Here is a 17,473-nt window from a genome sequence, read left to right on the forward strand (position 1 = left end):
TAGATTTAATTCCTTTATAAAGATAAAAAAGAAGGGGAATTAAGAGGGATAAATAAATCTAATGTAGAATAGCGTCCATTTGATGGCCTAGGATTTATAGTATTTAACTGTAAAGACATAGTGTTTTCTTGATTTTCAGGGTAATCATACAAATAGCGTTCTTGTTTATTAGCAAATGAAAATAACGATTTTTTATAGTCAATATTTTTAAATTTGTTAGCTCTGAATGCATAAATAAATGCATCTACTTTTTTCGGATTTTTAAAATCTTTGATATTAATATTCTTTTGCAACATATCAAGTTTATTTTTTTCAGGTAAATAAGGGGATAAATTTAGTTTTTTCGCAACAACTTGAAAAAGTTTTTTATCTCCTAAAATTTCGTAATAGTTCCTAATATTAGGGATGTTGCGTTTAAAATAAATTTCTAAGGCATTGTCAGGATCTCGTTGTTCTTCTTCTTTTTCTATTATTTGATTTTTATAGAGATCACAGGTTTTATCGAGATGCAAATCATCTTGTACCGCTCCTTTTTCTTTATATAACTTTTCTCCACGAATATCAAAGTTAAAAGAAGAAATTATGTCTTTGTATCGACTGTCTTGATGTGTATTGGCAAGGCTATTCGGATTTTTTAAATCTGAACGAAATATTTTGTGTAAAAAATTATCGTCTACTTTTTTTGGATCAATCTCTTTGGATTCCAATAAAAAATTTAATATTTTTCTATTAGTAAAAAGATCTTCAAAAGAGTGAATACTGTCAATGTTTTCACTATAATACTTTGCTTCTGAATCAAGTTTTTTTTCCATATGTATTTTGTTTTCTGAATCAAATGATTTTTTTTCATTATAGAGGTTTCTTTTACTATTCACATAATTTATTATATTTTCGCGTATTACAGATCTTGATTGTATTGTAGGTATTTCTCCTATTGATCCATTGCTATTAAAATTAAATGCATTATTTAATTTGATAAGACGTTTGTCTTTTGATTTATTTACATAACTATTTGGATCAGAAGCATTGCTAGTCAGAACACTTTTTAATTTATATTTATCAAGATCTTCGCCTTTGATATTGTATGCTTTTAAAGCAAAGTCCAATGCTGTAAATGGTTTTTGATCGTAATTTAATAGGTTTTTGCCATATAAAAAATCTTGAATAGATTTAATGTCGTGTAAGGATTTTCGATATTCTGCTATCAATGAGTTCATTTTTTGTTCATGTAACTTTTTGCAACTTTCCTTATACAAATTCAATATTTTCGTAATCTGATCATCGTTCTGAATTTTTTTATTAGAATCTCTAATATTGCTAAAATCAATGTGAAAAAAATCTTTTATTTTGGAAACTCTTGGATCATTCTTGCGTACAAGATCAAGTAAATTATCTGCTTTTATGTCTGAATTTGAGGAAAAAAGAGCTAAATGTACCATTTGAAAGAGCTTAGAATCTTTTAAAAGATCTGGAAAAGAATGAATAGATCCAATGGTTTCCTTATAGTACTTTTGATCAGAAATAATTGAATTTTCTGGAATACAATCTAATGTATTCTTCAAATAATTGCTGACGATATTTTCTATCTGCGCATTAGTTAAAATTTTATCATTAGCAGAACCATTTTTTTGAAAGTGAAAGTGTTCTGCCATTGTACGGAAACGGTTGTCTTGCGAAGTTATAAAATATTTATCTGGTTTCGCAAGACCTAGAGTCAAGGCATCTTTTAAAAACGGTAAAGAGACAGTATGAGGGTCAATTTTAAAAGATTGGAGGACATAATTAAGAAGATCTTTATTTTTGAAAAACTGATCAATAGAACTAATTTTATGAATATTATGACGGAAATATTCGCTTTTTTCTAAAGCTTCTTTTTCTGTAAGTTTATGCGATTGTATATAATCTTTGATAATTTGGTTTTTCTGTATATCCCCTTGAACATTTTTTGGGGCGGGAGAAAAGTCATAATAACGAGCAAATTTTTGATATTTCAAACTATTCATCTTATTGACTAAACTTTCCGGATCAGAAAGGTCGCTTATTAAGATATCTTTCATAAATTTTTCTGCGTGTTTCATATCTAATATATCGAATGCTTTCAAAGCATAATGAAAAACGCGCTTATTTTTGATAAATTCATCAACATTGGAGATTTTTTTGATATTTTCTCTGTAATAACTTTCTTCACGAAATACATCAGGGTCTTTTGAAAGAATAGCAAGTGATCTGTTGTGGATTTTTTCTAATAATGGGGGAGGAGACATTACACGTGATAGCATCAGATAATTCCAAGTACGCACTTAAATATCCGACCATTTTAACGCCTACTTTGGCATTATACATTAATTATTATGCTAATTCAATAAGGTTTTATTTGTCAATAATTTATTTAAAAATATAGTTGATATGCTGTAATATTATTTTATTTTTAAATAGGCAAGAGGGTATATTTCTTACGGTACAAGAAAATAGTTTTTTGGTCTAATTCAAAGATTTTATTTGTCAATCATTTATTTAAAAATATAGGTAGTCTGTAATGTTATTCTGTTTTTATTCTGTTTTATTCTGTTTTATTGCACAGAATAAAGAATATTTTTTGAGAAAGTAGCGTTATATCATATATTTATATTATGTTTTTTTAACACAATAAAAACATAATAACTTTTAAGTAAACAAAATTAAATTGTTTGTTATAAAAATAGGTATTATAGCGTTTTATCATGTACTTATGATATAATTTATGGTATAATAAAAATTATAAAATAACCCCTAGGCATGGTGGATTTGGGGGATACGGGGGGATATCCCTATAGGGATATACTCCCCCTGTACGTTACACTCACCGCTGACGCTCCCCGTTTACGCCCCACAAATTACCACATGCCGTTTAGGATTTTCTTGTTTTACCCAGTTTAAGTTTTTTGTAGTGTTTTGTAGTGTTTTTGGTGATTGGGAGGGTTGAATTGATTGGTGATAGGCTTTAAAGGGGGCAGAAATGCATGTATAATTGATTTTGATTGGGTGAGATGAAGAATTAATGAGGATGTGGTTATGTTGAATAATGGTGTGATTATGTGGATTTTGACTGTTATGGGTATTTTAGCTGTAGATATTGGTTGTAAGATGGGTTTTGTGATACAGAAGGATGGTAATATTTTATCTGGAACTGTAAGGTTTGAAAATGGAAGATTTGAGGGTGGTGGAATGAAGTTTTTAAAGTTCCAAAATTGGCTAGATAAATTGGAAGGAATTAAGGTCGTTTGGTTTGAAGAGGTGAGACGTCATTTGGGCGTTGATGCATCTCATGCTTATGATGGTTTCTTGGCTGTGTTGGTTGCTTGGTGTGAAAAAAATCAAATAGCTTATGGTGGTGTGCCAGTACAAACTATAAAAAACATATTACAGGACATAACAACTTTTTATTAGATTTTAACATTATGTAATGAATTATGATTTTGGTGGATAGCGATGTACCATGTTGTTGTGATCAGTAATATAGTAGGATTCATTGTCTATTTTTTTTATATTATGACTGTCAATTTTAACTTTCCCATATCCTCCAGGAATATCAAGAATATAGAATGGTTGGCATAGTCCAGAAATTTTTTCTTTTAAGCGTGCGACAATTTTTTTTCCTTCTTCAATGGTAAGACGAAAATGGCTTGTTCCAGGAGCAAGATCTGGATGATGTAGATAATAGGGTTTAATACGTAGTTCTACAAAAGTTCGCATAAGATTTTCAAGAATTTCAGGATCATCATTGATACCTTTGAGTAATACCGATTGACTTAAAAGAATTATTCCAGCATCTGCAAGTGCATTAATAGCCTTTATAGATTCTGGAGAAAATTCATAAGGATGATTGGCATGTATTGCAATATATATGGGTTTGCCAGCTTCTTTTAGACATTGAATGAACTCAGGATTAATACGTTGAGGATCAACAATAGGAACACGACTATGAAAACGTAATATTTTAATATGTTTTATATCCCTCAATTTTTTTAAAACTTTCTGTAAACGCTTATGCGATAAAATTAAAGGATCTCCTCCTGTAAAGATCACTTCCCAAATTTGGGTATTTTCTTGAATATAAGAAATGGCGTTCTCTATTTCTTCGGAAGATAAAACGCTTCCTTTTTGCGTGCCGATCATTTCTCTACGAAAACAAAATCGGCAGTATACAGGGCATACATGTAATAATTTCAGTAACACTCTATCAGGATAACGGTGTACAATGCCTTTTAAAGGGCTATGATTATTATCTCCAATTGGATCTTCTCGTTCTTCTGGCAAAATATTCAACTCTTCTTTTTGAGGAATAAATTGACGGGCAATAGGATCATGAGGATTATGAGAATCTATTAAGTTAGCAATAACAGGAGTTAAAGCAATAGAATAATGATTTGAAATTTCTTTTATCGTATTGATCTGTTCTTGATTGATGAGGTTTGCTTTGTACAATTGTTGTGCAGAAGTTAATTTTTTATTACGAAATTTCATCATATTTTTTCTTTTTCGGATGTACTCAAAGGAGTCCAAATAATTTCATTGAGGTTGCTTGTGCCTGTAGCAAGCATAACAAGTCGATCAAAGCCCATTGCTATACCGGAAGATTGTGGCATTTCTGCTAAGCAAGAAAGGAAATCTTCGTCTATGGGGTAGGTTTCATTATATATTTTCTGTTTTTCTTGCATTTCTTTTTCAAATCGGTGGCGTTGTTCAATTGGATCAATAAGTTCATCAAAAGCATTGCATAATTCAATATTACATGCATAAAGCTCGAAACGTCGTGCAAAACGGTGATCGTCAGGACAAATGTTAGATAATGCAGATTCTGAAGCAGGATAACGATCAAGAATAGTACAGCAGTTGATGCCAAGACGGGGTTCTATTTTTTCTACAAGAACACGAGAGAAAATATCGCTCCACGTATCGTCGTGGGCAACACGTATTCCAGATTTTTGTGCTTGTAAAGACAACAGATCGCGATCTGGTTTACTAGGATTATCAATCGTAACACAAAGATCAATATTTGCATATCGTGCAAAAGCTTCGGAAACAGTAATATACTCTGCTTCACTAAAAGGATTACATTTAATACCTTTAAAAGAAAAAGTTTTTTTATCAGCAGCTTCTGCTGCACATCGTATAATATCCATGCAATCTTTCATTAATTTTTCATATGATTCATATGCACGATACCATTCTAACATAGTAAATTCTGGTTGATGTAGACAATCTTGTTCTCCATTTCTCCAAACGTGTGCGAAGCAAAAAATTTTTTCTTCTCCTGCAGCTAGAAGCTTTTTACAAGAAAATTCAGGAGAAGTTTGCAGATATAAAGTCTTTCGTATATGCTCATCTATGATAAATTCTGTAGAAAAAGCTTGTATGTGCGTTTCATTTCCAGGAGAATCTTGAAGACACATTGAATCAATTTCGACAAAATTCTTTTTTGCGAAGTATTTTCTTAAAGAATTTTGAATCATATTGCGTTTGAGAAGAAAAGGACGGCGACGATGATGAAAATCACGATTCCACCAAGGTTTGGAAGAAATTTTGTGCATGAGGATCTTCTAGTTTTTATAAACCTATAATAAATCTTTACAAAAAAACATTTGATTATTGGTTTTACAGGATAAAGAATAAGCAATCGTGTTCTACAACTGAAATATTACAATCAATAGTTACTGTTACTATAGTTAAAATAAGGAATAAATTCAATATGGTTAAGGTTATCGCTTCTGCTGTGCGTAAAGGGAATGTCCTTGATGTAAATGGAAAATTATATGTTGTTCTTGTTGCAACAAATTTTCATCCTGGCAAAGGAACTCCTATTACACAGGTGGAAATGCGTCGTATTTCTGATGGAGTAAAGGTTTCTGAGCGTTGGCGTACAACAGAACAAGTAGAGCGTGCTTTTGTTGAAGAAGAACGCTTTCAGTTTTTATATGAAGATCATGAAGGATTTCATTTTATGAATCCAGAAACTTATGATCAAATTGCTGTTTCTAAGGACGTTGTTGGTGATCAAAAAGTATATTTCCAAGAAGGAATGGAAATGAAACTTTTAATTTACGAAGGAATTGTGTTATCTGTTGAATTACCTCGTCAAGTTGTATTCACCATTATTGAAACAGAACCTTCTTCCAAAGGACAAACGGTTACATCATCTTATAAGCCAGCTATTCTTTCTAATAATATAAGAACGACAGTACCTCCTCATATTAATGTAGGGGATGATATTGTTATCCTTACAGAAGATAATTCATATGTCGAACGCGTAAAAAAATAACTAAAACGTGGAGATTTCATGTTCTTATATGTAAAAAGGTAATGGCTCTTTAAATTTTTATTTTAAAGTTTTTCATGATAGTTTGAAAGAAAAGAAATAGTGTCATTATTTGTATATTCCTCGTAATATTTGTTGGGAATATGATAACAGACGTTACATTACTCATCACTCTTTTTCATATTTTCTTCTTGCATCATTTCGAGTTTAATCCATTGTTCTTCTTTATCTTTGATTTCTTGCTGTATTTGAGCAAGATCATAATAAAGTTGATGGACTTCTTTATTTGAAATACATTTTTTATCTATTATTTGTTGTTCTTTTTCAGATATTTGTAGTTGCATGTTGTATATTTCTTGAGGAAGTCTTTCAAGAAGCAATTTTTGACTATAGGTGAGAGATTTCTTTTGTTGTTGTTTTGTTTCTTTCGTAGAATATTTCTTCTTCAAAGATTGCACCTGAGGATTGTGAATCTGAGAAGTCTGATTGCTCTTCTTTTGTTGTGCAAGCATGTCGGAGTATCCTCCAGCATATTTTACCCAATATCCATTAGGATTTTCAATATTTTCAACAGCAATTGTTGATGTTACGGTACGGTCTAAAAAATCTCTGTCATGACTAACAATTAATATTGTAGCTTTCAAATTAGAAATAGTTTTTTCTAAAAAATCTAACGTTTCAAAATCAAGATCATTTGTTGGTTCGTCCATAATAAGAAAATTAAAGGGTTGAGCCAAAATGCGCGCTATAATGGCACGCATTTTTTCACCTCCAGAGAGGTTTTTCATAAGAGAATATGCTTGATCGGCATGGAAGAGGAAATCTTTGATATAGCCAGCAACATGACGAGATTCGCCTTGTACCATTAAACTATCTCCATGACTTCCTGTTAGATAAGAAGCAAGAGTTTCATTTGGATTAATATTTTCGCGTTTTTGATCAATGATCGCAATTTTGAGGTTGGTTCCTAAAGTAATGAGTCCAGAATCGGGCGTTATTTTTCCGGTTAATAATTTTAATAGTGTTGTTTTGCCTGCGCCATTAGGACCAACAATGCCAATCCGTTCACCATAATGTATGCGGAGAGAAAAATTTTTAACAATTGAACGATTATCATATTGTTTTGTAATTTTATCTGCTTCTATGACTAATTTTCCAGAAGATGGAAGAGTAGATTGAATATTTGTTTGTATCGTATTATAAAAGGAGTTTTTTTGTTCTTTTAATTGTGTCTTTATTTCTTGGAGTTCTTTGACTCGACGGACATTGCGTTTTCTTCTTGCGGTTACTCCATATCGCAACCATTCTTCTTCTGATTCATTTTTTTTCTTTAAATTATGATAACGTATTTGTTCTTGTTCTAGGATATTTTGTTTCCAAAGTTCAAAATGAGCAAAACCTTTATTCATATGATCTAAACAACCTCGATCTAACCATACGGTTGTTGTGGACAAATTTTTAAGAAAGCAACGATCGTGAGAAACAAAAATAATAGCAGAATTGATCTTTAATAATTCTTGTTCCATCCAATGAATCGTACGAAAATCTAAATGGTTAGTAGGTTCATCTAAGATTAAAATATCGGGTTGTAGAATCAGCATCTTGATCAAGGCGACACAACGTGATTGCCCAACAGAGAGGTGAGATATTCGATCTTGTTCATTTAAATTGAATTTTTTTAGCAAAGATTTTAAGCTATAAGAGATGTTTGTTGTATCTTGAATTTTATGATTAATATAGTCATAAATTGTTGAAAAATCAGAAAAATTAGGATTTTGTTCAAGGTATCCTATTGTAGAAGATCCATGGATAAATACAGTCCCCGATTGCGGTTCTATAATGTTGGCAGCGATTTTTAGTAGAGTGGATTTTCCAGATCCATTGCATCCTACAAGGCAGATACGTTCTTTTGGTTTAACGGACAAACATATATCTTGTAATAAATTTACCCCACCTATAGAAGCATTAATGTGATCAAGTCTTAAGATAGGTATACTCATGGAATTAAAGCCTTTGTAAATCATAAGGACGAGAAATCAAAGCAGCTAGTCCTTGATCGAACATGATAGTGAGGTTTTTTGTCGCAACATTAGAAATAGTACGAGAACAACCAAAGGATAAAGAACTTTGAGAAATAGTATATTTTGCTCCGGTGATAGTGATGTTTTCAATATCTGTAAAGGCAATAATAGAAAAAACACTGTTTTCCGGAAGATCAAAACACTGTTTCCCTGGAAGAAGGATAAACGCCTCTTCAATACCAGAAGTAAGGATAACGTTGATATTATTTTTTTTCAAAGATATTGCTAATGTCATATGTTGCAAAGCATAATCAAAACGTTCCCCAGCAATAGAGCCAACTAAAATGATATTTTTTGCCCCTAATTGTAAAGCAGTATGAGTGGCAATTTCACCATCTGAACTGTCTTTGTCAGGAGAGTAACAAATACGTTTCACTGACAACCATTGTTGCAGTAATGAGCTATCTATAGAGTCAAAATCTCCCACCCATAACTCTGGTACTACTCCTAATTTCATTGCATGATACATGCCTCCATCGGCAGCAATAATTCTGCGATATTTGATTTCATATAAAAGACGCTTTGTTACCTTTATATTTCCATTGAGTAAAATAGCGAAATCAGTACGAGACAATGACATTATTTGTTATACGTCGTTAAAAGGATAATTATAAGCTATCAACGTTTGATCTTGTTTGCAAATAATAATAAAAAAAATTGCAACAAAAATAAATATCTTAGAAATGATGTTATTTATGATGTTTGAGGAAAAATCACATATAATTATATATACACTAAAGGATTGGTCAAAAATTATATGGATGCCACGCAATATTAAGACATACATCAATACAAGAAAAAAATATGTGGCCGGTAGCAGGAATAGATGAGGTAGGGCGTGGTGCTATTGCAGGACCTGTGGTAGTAGCAGATATTATTCTTGTATAATATACACGACGCGGGTATTTATTTTAAATTTATTGCGAACCGTATTATCTAGTTAGTACTTGTCAGGTAACTTGTCCGCAGGAAGGTATAGTCACTTCTTTTCTTAAAAGTGGGTTCGATCTATCAAATATTTATTTTTTGATAGTTTGATGGAGTATAAAAGAATGGCCCTTTAATCACATTCTTATTTTATTCGTCACTTTTTTGCATAAGATATTAATAACATTTATGTATATCTGCTATTTCCTTCGGGATATTTGATATGCGTTTCTGTATTTAAAAAAAACGCTACAAAAGAAGAATTCTTATTAGAGTAGAGCTCAGGACATTACGTATTATTCGTCATGTTTTAGTATAGAAATACGGCATGATATCATAAGAAATAAGGAATATCTTCCGCGATAATAGTTTTTCAAAAATTGTTATACCCAAAATGCTAAGTAAGATACATCTTTTATTTTCTATAATAAGGTGATGTTTTTATAAAAGCGGAAGATACATGTTCCTTGTGTACTACAATTATTTTGATATTTATTTTTTAAATGATGGTTTATTTTTTATATTACGATTTTGTGTAGAATTTTGTGTATTTTTTTTATTCTTATCTTTTTTGGAAAAGCAACTAACCAATAAAAGAGGGCTAATGGTTACCATTATTATAGTACCTATTTTTTTTATATTCATTTTTTTTCCTCTATTTATAATTTAAAACAAATAATATTATACTAATACATTAAATTAATTAAAATTGTTTCAATATATCTAATATATCATGTAAAAATAATATTTATTATAAATAATTTTAAATATTAGAAATAATTAAGAGTATTTATTACTTTTTTTTATTTAAAAATATGAAATATTTATCGCATAATCCTGTAGATTATTCCTTTTCTACGCTTTTTAGAATTACTTTTTGATATTTTGGTATTTTTTTTATTGTTATTTTTTTTGGAAGAGCAGTTGATCAATAAAAGAGGGCTAAAGGTTATCATTATTATAGTACCTATTTTTTTTATATTCATTTTTTCCCCCTTTATTTATAATTTAAAATAAATAATATTATACCAATACATTAAATTAATTAAAATTATTTCAATATATCTAATATATTATGTAAATAACTATTTATTATAAAAATTTTAAATATCAGAAATAATAATTTTATTGATTATTTATATACATTTTTAATATGATACTATCATATAGTTTATTATATATTATAAAAATACAATACAATTCTATTATATAAATAAACTACTTTGTAATAGTTATATTATCCCGATTATTAAATAAATTGTAAACGCAAAACGTATCCCTTAATCTATTTTTGTTACGAAGATTTCTAGTATCCATTTTGGAATAATATTTGGAATTATTGTTATCAAATTGGACTTGCACTTTGTTATTTGAAATATCAAGAATAGTGCCTATACCGAATTTTGCATGTTGTATGATATCTCCAACTCCAAATTTACTTCCGTTTTTATGAGTAGAATAATTTGTTCCATATGTCGGATTTCAATTTTCAGAAAAAGAGCCATAAATATTATCATGGATTATTTCTTTGACATGAGAAGAATCATAAAGTTCTAATAAAAACTGTGATACTTGTGAGGGGTGATACTGTTCTATACGGGTAAAATCATGTGTTCTTCGACTAATTGTATAAAAGAGATGACAATTTTTTTTTGCACGGGTAATGCCCATGTACGCGAGTCTGCGTTCTCCTTCTAAATTTCCCTCGTTAATTGAAAGTTGGTGAGGGAGTAATCCTTGTTCCCATCCTGGAATGAATACTGTATCAAACTCTAGCCCTTTTGCGGCATGTAAAGTCATGATTTGAATATAATCAGGATTGGGTATGAATGAAATACTATCTCCTTTCAGGGGAGCATTGAGAATATAGCTTTCTAATGTTTCATATTTTTCTATTATGGATAGAAGTTCTTTTATGTTATCAAGACGTTCCTGTGATTTTTCCGATTGATCATTCTTCCAAATATCAATATAACCACTTTCCTCAAGAATCATTTTTGCAATAGCACTAGGGTTGTCCTGCGTGGAAAGGTTATTCCAACGACGCATATCTTCGATAAAATTTCGTAATGATTGGCGTATCTGAGGACGAAATTCACCTCTATCCACGAGTTCTTCACTTGCTTGTAGTAAGGAAGTTTGTCGTTGATTAGCATGAATTTCAATTTTTTTTAAGCTCTCTTTTCCTATGCCTCTTTTAGGGCAGTTGATGATACGTTTAAAATCCTGTGCATTATTTCCTTGGCATACTAAGCGAAAATAAGCAAAGGCATCGCGAATTTCTTGACGATCATAAAAGCTTCCTCCGATAACTTTATAGGGGATTACTTGTTCAAGAAATGCATCTTCAAACTTACGGGTTTGCCAAGATGTACGCACAAGAATAGCTATATTATTTAAAGACATTCCTGTGTGTTGAAAATTTATGATTTCTTCAATAATGGTTGATAATTCGGAATTATCATTTTTACTAACATGTATGTTAACTTTTGCATCATCATAATTGTCACGTTCGGTAAAGAGCTTTTTATTGAATCGTTGTTTATTATTGGCAATTAGCTTATTAGCTGTGTTGAGAATATGAGAAGTGGAGCGGTAATTTTGTTCAAGTTTTATAATATCTGCTTCTTTAAAATCTTCTTGAAAATTGATGATATGAGAAAATTGTGCCCCGCGCCATTCGTAAATACATTGGTCTTCGTCACCAACACAACATATACGAGCATTTTGTTTTTTATCGTCTTTTTGACCCAATAATCGTAATAATAGATATTGAGCAGTATTAATATCTTGATATTCATCTACCATAATATAGCAAATCTTTTCATGATACTTTTTCAAGATATGAGGATGAAGAAGTACTTCAATAGCCTTTATGATTAATCCACCAAAATCACAACTTTGTGTTTTCTGAAGATGGTCGACATAATGGATATAGATTTTTCTTGGAATGATTTCATTTTCGGCTAGAGAGGATTCTGGTATTTCTTGTGGGTTCCAACCACAATTCTGCCAATAATTTATTTTTTCGATAGCTTGATTTATACTACAAGCTTTTTCGTCAATTTTTAAACTGTTAAGGAGTTGTTTAATAATTTGACGACTATCGCTTGAATCTAGAATGGTAAAATTAGCCGGAAGAGATGCTACTTCTCCGTATTCTCGTAATAGGCCTGCACAGAAAGCATGAAAAGTTTGAATTTGGGGAATAATCTCTCCCAAGCGATACAATCTATTTTTCATTTCTTGGATTGCTTGATTAGTAAAAGTCACAGCGAGAATTTTTGAAGGATGAATTTGTTTTTGAAATATTAAATGTAAAATACGTGCTATTAATACTGTTGTTTTCCCGGTACCAGCTCCCGCTAATATGAGAAGAGGTTTTTCCATGGTAGTCGTAACAGCATTAATTTGTTGAGAATTGAGTCTTTCAAGATAATTAAGTACACGCGTAGGAACAAAATTAGCTTTTAGCATTTGAGAAACATAGCTTTTTTTATCATCTTTTTGCATGTTTTTACCTATAATAAAACTGAATATTACGTGGAAATGATACTACAAAGATTTGATAAAAATACAAGAAAGCAATATACCTTGGTTAATAAATAATTAATCAAGTAGGAAGATCAATTCTTTTTGTTTGTAAATAAGAGGGGTGATTACGTGATAAAAGAGTTAGGTTTTTTTATATTAACAGTTACGATTATGTCAGGATGTTGTTTTACCAACAGAGAAACACGAAAAGTATTTTTGAAGAAATTAAATAATAAAGATATAGAGGCTATTGTTCATAAAAGATTTGGAAGCCAGATAGATAAGGCAGAAGATGACTTACGTATGCGATTACAAGATACAGGAATCACGGTTAGTCGTATAGATGATACAATTATGTGTAATATTCCAGTCCATATTGCTTTTGTATCAGGGAAAGGAGTTCTAAACAAAGATTTTTTGCCTATTTTAAAATCGATTACAACTACTATAAATAAATTTCCTGGAACCTCTATTTCCATCGAAAGTCATACAGATTCCATTGGAACGTTAGAAAAAAATCTGTTGATATCACAAGAAAGAGCAGATGTTATTATGAATAATTTAGTAAAAAAAGGTGTTTCGAACAAGAGATTCGTTTCGTCCCAAGGATTCGCGTATAGATATCCGATTGATACAAATGACAATCAAATAGGGCGTCAAAACAATCAACGTATAGAAATCAAGATATTTCATTATGAATATTTCAAAAAATAACTTGTTTATTTAAAATGAAATAATATTCTTTATACTATTTTCTAAATAATATAAAATTTGAATTATGTTTGTTTTAAAATAAAAATTTTTTGTGAAATCAATCTACTAATTTTTACATATATAAATAGTGGAGGCCTTTTATATTTTTTTAGTTCTTATCATGGACTGTTTTATAAAGCTAGGATGATTGTTTTGCGTAGACGTTTATTAGTTGGTGTTGTTTGTTTATTTTCTATATTATTGGTTATTATCTTTACTATTCCTTTATTTGTGAATTGGACTGATTTTCAAAAAAAATTTGAGCGCCAAGCTACATCTATCTTAGGAAAACAAATAGTAGTAAAAGGTGGAATAAAAATTCGTATTCTTCCTTTTCCATCTATTATTTTTAGCGATATTATGATTGCTCCTAAAGAAGATGGTTCTTTTGAATCTAAGGTAGAAAATATATCAATACATGCAGATTTTTTGCCTCTTTTTCGTGGTGAAATTCGTGTTTTTATGTATATTGACCAACCTTATTTAAAGATTGATCTCTCTCAAAACCAATCGAAAATACCTCTCGATTGGTCTGTACCTTTCACTAAAGACAACAGTAGCAACAAGATGCGCATAATTCATAATATTGCGTTAGGAAATGTGCTTGTTCATGGGGGGGTAGTTAAAATTATTAATCAAACGTCGGATCAATCATACTTTTTATCAGACCTGGATTTTAAAATATTTTCGCATGATTTAAATCTTTCTTCTTCATTATCTCTGGATTCTATCAAAGGTGCTGTTATTGCTGAGGGAATCGGAAGCTTTAATAATAAAAAAACTTCATTTAGATTTACAGCAAATTTCCCATCTAAAAATAATTCTATTTCTTTGAAAACACAGATATTTCCTTTTTTTAGTCCGATGGTTATTGACTTATCTGGAAATATTTCTTGGGACAATAAAGCCCCTGTTTATGAAGGTGTAATTTCTGCTTTTGGTGATTTCTCTAAATTAACAAACTTAAATATTCCTTTAAAGAAGTCACATCTTGTAGGAAACTTTAGTTTTTCTTTTAACGAGATACGTATGTCACACTATAAATTTTACTCTAACCCTTCTGATTTTTCTAAAAAAGAAGAAGATGAAGAAAGAAAAAATCTTGATAATGATAATAAAAAGACAAAAAAAACTACGTGATTACAAAATAACTATGGTTGTTTGGATGGTACTAAATTCATATAGAATATGAACCCTAAAATTTATTCGTTATCAGGACGATAATTTTTTAAGAAACAACTTACTATCATTGCTCATTTTATTTTTTCCTAAAATTATCTAACGATACCACCGAAGCCAGTTTATTTTTATTCTCGTCCTCTTTTGGAGAATTTTGGGACTCAGATTGATTTTTATTAAAGTGATCTTGTGATGTAAGTACCTTTCCCATTTCGTTATCTTCTTCTATATCCTCAAGATGGACATCAAATTCTAATTCGAAATTGACAGACGGATCGTAAAATCCCTGAATAGCATTAAAAGGAATAGATAAGCGTTCTGGTATATTAGAAAAAGAAAGACCAATTTCAAAGTGATGATCAAAAACTTTTAGATCCCAAAACTGATTTTGAATCACTATGGTCATCTTTTCGGGATAACTTTTCCTAAGATTTTGCGATATACGAATTCCTCGAGCATTTGTCGCAAAAGTTATATAAAAGTGGTGCTCTCCTGGAAGAGAACCAATAGATGCAGTCTCTGATAAAACATTTTTAACAAGACCACGAAGTGCTTCTTTAGCTAAGATATCATAACGAATATGATCATGATTCATCGAACTATTTATCCATTTAGTACTAAAATAACCGTTACAACGAATTGAAAATTCTATAACGATACGATTTTCTTCAAATTACATTTGAAGGTCAGTTGTAGCTATATAGCATGATATAGCTCAAGAGGAAACAAAAATAACCATTTTATATGGAGGCTTCTGTTGCCAGGTGCCTCCAAACCCCGCCTGATAGTGTCCCATCAGGAGTTAAAATGAGAAATCACACCGACTAAGAAGCGGCAGCGAGATTTACTCTACTGTTGTTGTCATTTGCAACTACATTTTTAGCCCGATAACGGTGGTACCATACCGAACGAACACCCAACCTTTATGCTTTTGTCTATCCTATTTCGCCCCCTCAATCATTCATTATGAATCATATACCGTCATAATGATTAATGCGTCTCTAATGGTGGAGGCGCCGGGTACCGCCCCCGGGTCCAATAAGTTTATTTCGTTGACTATTTATCGTCATAGCTATATAGAATTTCTATAATAGCATGGTTATTATAGCTGTATTTTATTGATATTGGAAGAGCATATTAAGATAGAAATGAATAGAATTTTTATTTAAAATATGTAAAAATGGGTTGGAATGATGCGCCAATATTTGGATCTTCTTCGTCATGTGATTACATCTGGTTCTGATCGTAGAGATCGTACAGGTGTTGGGACACGTAGCGCTTTTGGTTATCAAATGCGTTTTGATTTATCTAAGGGATTTCCTTTGATGACGACGAAAAAAATGCACTTAAAATCGATTGTTCATGAACTTCTTTGGTTTTTAAAGGGAGATAGCAATGTCTCTTATCTTCAAAAGAATGGTGTAAGGATATGGAATGAATGGGCTGATAAAAATGGTGATTTAGGCCCTATATACGGAGTGCAGTGGCGTTCTTGGCCTGATTATGACGAAAATACTATTGATCAAATTTCCTCTATTATTAGTAGTTTGCGAACTGATCCTTATTCTCGTCGTCATGTAGTATCATCTTGGAATGTTGCTTTAATCGACAAAATGGCCTTGCCACCGTGTCACTGTCTTTTTCAATTTTATGTCGATAATGGAAGATTATCATGTCAATTATATCAGCGTTCAGGAGATGTTTTTCTTGGCATACCGTTCAATATTGCTTCTTATTCATTATTGACAATGATGTTGGCAAGCGTAATCGGATTTCAATATGGGGAATTTATTCATACGCTAGGGGATGTACATCTATATAATAACCATTTTGAACAGGCTCATTTGCAACTTTCTCGATCTCCTAATGTTTTGCCTCAAATGATTATTAATCCAAACGTCGTAGATTTATTTTCTTTTCGATATGAGGATTTTACACTAAAATCCTATGAACCACATACAGCAATTCCTGCTAAAATATCGGTATAATACAAATGAAAGAAATAATTTTAATTGCAGCAATTACACGTAATAATGTCATTGGAAATGGCGGTGGTATTCCTTGGCAAATTGCGTCTGATTTGAAACGTTTTAAAAATATGACGATGGGATATCCAATTATCATGGGGTATCATACCTTTCAATCAATTGGGAGGGTTTTGCCGGGGAGGACCAACATCGTCATCACACGTAATAATATGCGTCATATTAGTTTGATCCCAGAAATTATCCCAGCATCATCTATATCTCATGCTTTTGATCTAGCGGCTAACATAGGAAGCAAAAAAGTATTTGTTGTAGGGGGAGGAACAATTTATGCGCAAACTATCAGTTTAGCGCATACTTTATACATTACGCATGTAGAGCAAGCAGTAGAAGGGGATGTTTTTTTCCCTGCGATTGATCCTTGTATTTGGCAAAAAGAAAAACAAGAAATCGTTCTTTCTTCAGGAAAAGGAGATGATTATCCAACTAGATTTGTAATATACCATCGTGATTTTCCATAGAAAAATTTGATAATATTTTCAATACGCATGTAGAGCAAGCAGTAGAAGGGGATGTTTTTTTCCTGCGATTGATCCTTGTATTTGGCAAAAAGAAAAATAAGAAATCGTTCTTGCTTCAGGAAAATGAGATGATTATACAATTAGATTATAATATACCATCGTGATTTTCTATAAAAAATTTTGATAATATTTTCAATG

General features: G+C 31.1%; 13 protein-coding genes and 1 other RNA gene. 6 read left to right on the forward strand and 8 right to left on the reverse strand.

The genetic code is table 11. The features are described from left to right. Nucleotides 1-14: 14 nt before the first annotated feature. Nucleotides 15-2,300, reverse strand: a complete 2,286-nt coding sequence (locus G293_RS04875) for a DUF1217 domain-containing protein (RefSeq protein WP_244464383.1) — start codon at nt 2,298-2,300, stop codon at nt 15-17. 751 nt (nt 2,301-3,051) lie between these two features. Between G293_RS04875 and G293_RS04880 the strand changes: the two genes are divergently transcribed. Beyond that, entirely contained in the window at nt 3,052-3,426 is a 375-nt protein-coding gene (locus tag G293_RS04880; RefSeq protein WP_200897308.1) for a hypothetical protein, read from the forward strand. Between the two features lie 21 nt (nt 3,427-3,447). On the opposite strand, the gene G293_RS04885 is transcribed toward G293_RS04880, so the two are convergent. Together G293_RS04885 and epmA are read right to left on the reverse strand one after the other, a co-directional pair. Further along, nucleotides 3,448-4,503, reverse strand: coding sequence for a lysine-2,3-aminomutase-like protein (locus G293_RS04885; RefSeq protein WP_047264738.1), 1,056 nt, complete (start codon nt 4,501-4,503; stop codon nt 3,448-3,450). Next, nucleotides 4,503-5,570, reverse strand: coding sequence for an EF-P lysine aminoacylase EpmA (gene epmA / locus G293_RS04890; protein WP_047264542.1), 1,068 nt, complete (start codon nt 5,568-5,570; stop codon nt 4,503-4,505). Before epmA ends, G293_RS04885 begins: the two co-directional genes overlap by 1 nt. 158 nt (nt 5,571-5,728) lie before the next feature. On the opposite strand from epmA, the gene efp reads away from it, so the two are divergent. Next, entirely contained in the window at nt 5,729-6,298 is a 570-nt protein-coding gene (efp, locus tag G293_RS04895; RefSeq protein WP_047264543.1) for an elongation factor P, read from the forward strand. Between the two features lie 158 nt (nt 6,299-6,456). Here the strand turns inward: efp and G293_RS04900 are convergent, their stop codons facing one another. The 3 genes from G293_RS04900 to G293_RS04910 form a co-directional block, all read right to left on the reverse strand. Further along, a complete protein-coding gene (locus G293_RS04900) occupies nt 6,457-8,295 on the reverse strand; it encodes an ABC-F family ATP-binding cassette domain-containing protein (RefSeq protein WP_047264739.1) in 1,839 nt (612 codons plus the stop codon). 4 nt (nt 8,296-8,299) lie between these two features. Continuing rightward, nucleotides 8,300-8,956 carry a thiamine diphosphokinase gene (locus tag G293_RS04905; RefSeq protein WP_047264544.1) on the reverse strand — a complete coding sequence of 219 codons (657 nt, stop codon included), beginning with the start codon at nt 8,954-8,956 and terminating at the stop codon, nt 8,300-8,302. Nucleotides 8,957-10,785: 1,829 nt separating this feature from the next. Further along, a complete protein-coding gene (locus G293_RS04910) occupies nt 10,786-12,816 on the reverse strand; it encodes an ATP-dependent helicase (RefSeq protein WP_047264545.1) in 2,031 nt (676 codons plus the stop codon). Between the two features lie 150 nt (nt 12,817-12,966). Here G293_RS04910 and G293_RS04915 point away from each other — a divergent pair, with 150 nt between their 5' ends. Both G293_RS04915 and G293_RS04920 read left to right on the forward strand, forming a co-directional pair. Next, nucleotides 12,967-13,551, forward strand: coding sequence for an OmpA family protein (locus tag G293_RS04915; protein ID WP_047264546.1), 585 nt, complete (start codon nt 12,967-12,969; stop codon nt 13,549-13,551). 192 nt (nt 13,552-13,743) lie between these two features. Beyond that, nucleotides 13,744-14,730: an AsmA family protein gene (locus tag G293_RS04920; protein ID WP_052775043.1), complete on the forward strand. Its 987-nt coding sequence runs from the start codon at nt 13,744-13,746 to the stop codon at nt 14,728-14,730. A 118-nt stretch (nt 14,731-14,848) separates the two neighbouring features. Here G293_RS04920 and G293_RS04925 read toward each other — a convergent pair whose 3' ends face one another. Together G293_RS04925 and ssrA are read right to left on the reverse strand one after the other, a co-directional pair. Beyond that, nucleotides 14,849-15,364: an SspB family protein gene (locus G293_RS04925; RefSeq protein ID WP_047264548.1), complete on the reverse strand. Its 516-nt coding sequence runs from the start codon at nt 15,362-15,364 to the stop codon at nt 14,849-14,851. Nucleotides 15,365-15,512: 148 nt separating this feature from the next. After that, nucleotides 15,513-15,903, reverse strand: a transfer-messenger RNA (tmRNA) gene (gene ssrA, locus G293_RS05585). Between the two features lie 59 nt (nt 15,904-15,962). On the opposite strand from ssrA, the gene G293_RS04930 reads away from it, so the two are divergent. Together G293_RS04930 and G293_RS04935 are read left to right on the forward strand one after the other, a co-directional pair. Then, complete coding sequence (locus G293_RS04930) at nt 15,963-16,757, forward strand: thymidylate synthase (RefSeq protein WP_047264549.1); 795 nt, start codon at nt 15,963-15,965, stop codon at nt 16,755-16,757. Nucleotides 16,758-16,762: 5 nt separating this feature from the next. Continuing rightward, complete coding sequence (locus tag G293_RS04935; protein WP_047264550.1) at nt 16,763-17,275, forward strand: dihydrofolate reductase; 513 nt, start codon at nt 16,763-16,765, stop codon at nt 17,273-17,275. Nucleotides 17,276-17,473 lie beyond the last annotated feature (198 nt).

It is taken from the genome of Candidatus Liberibacter africanus PTSAPSY, from assembly GCF_001021085.1.
Classification (GTDB): domain Bacteria; phylum Pseudomonadota; class Alphaproteobacteria; order Rhizobiales; family Rhizobiaceae; genus Liberibacter; species Liberibacter africanus.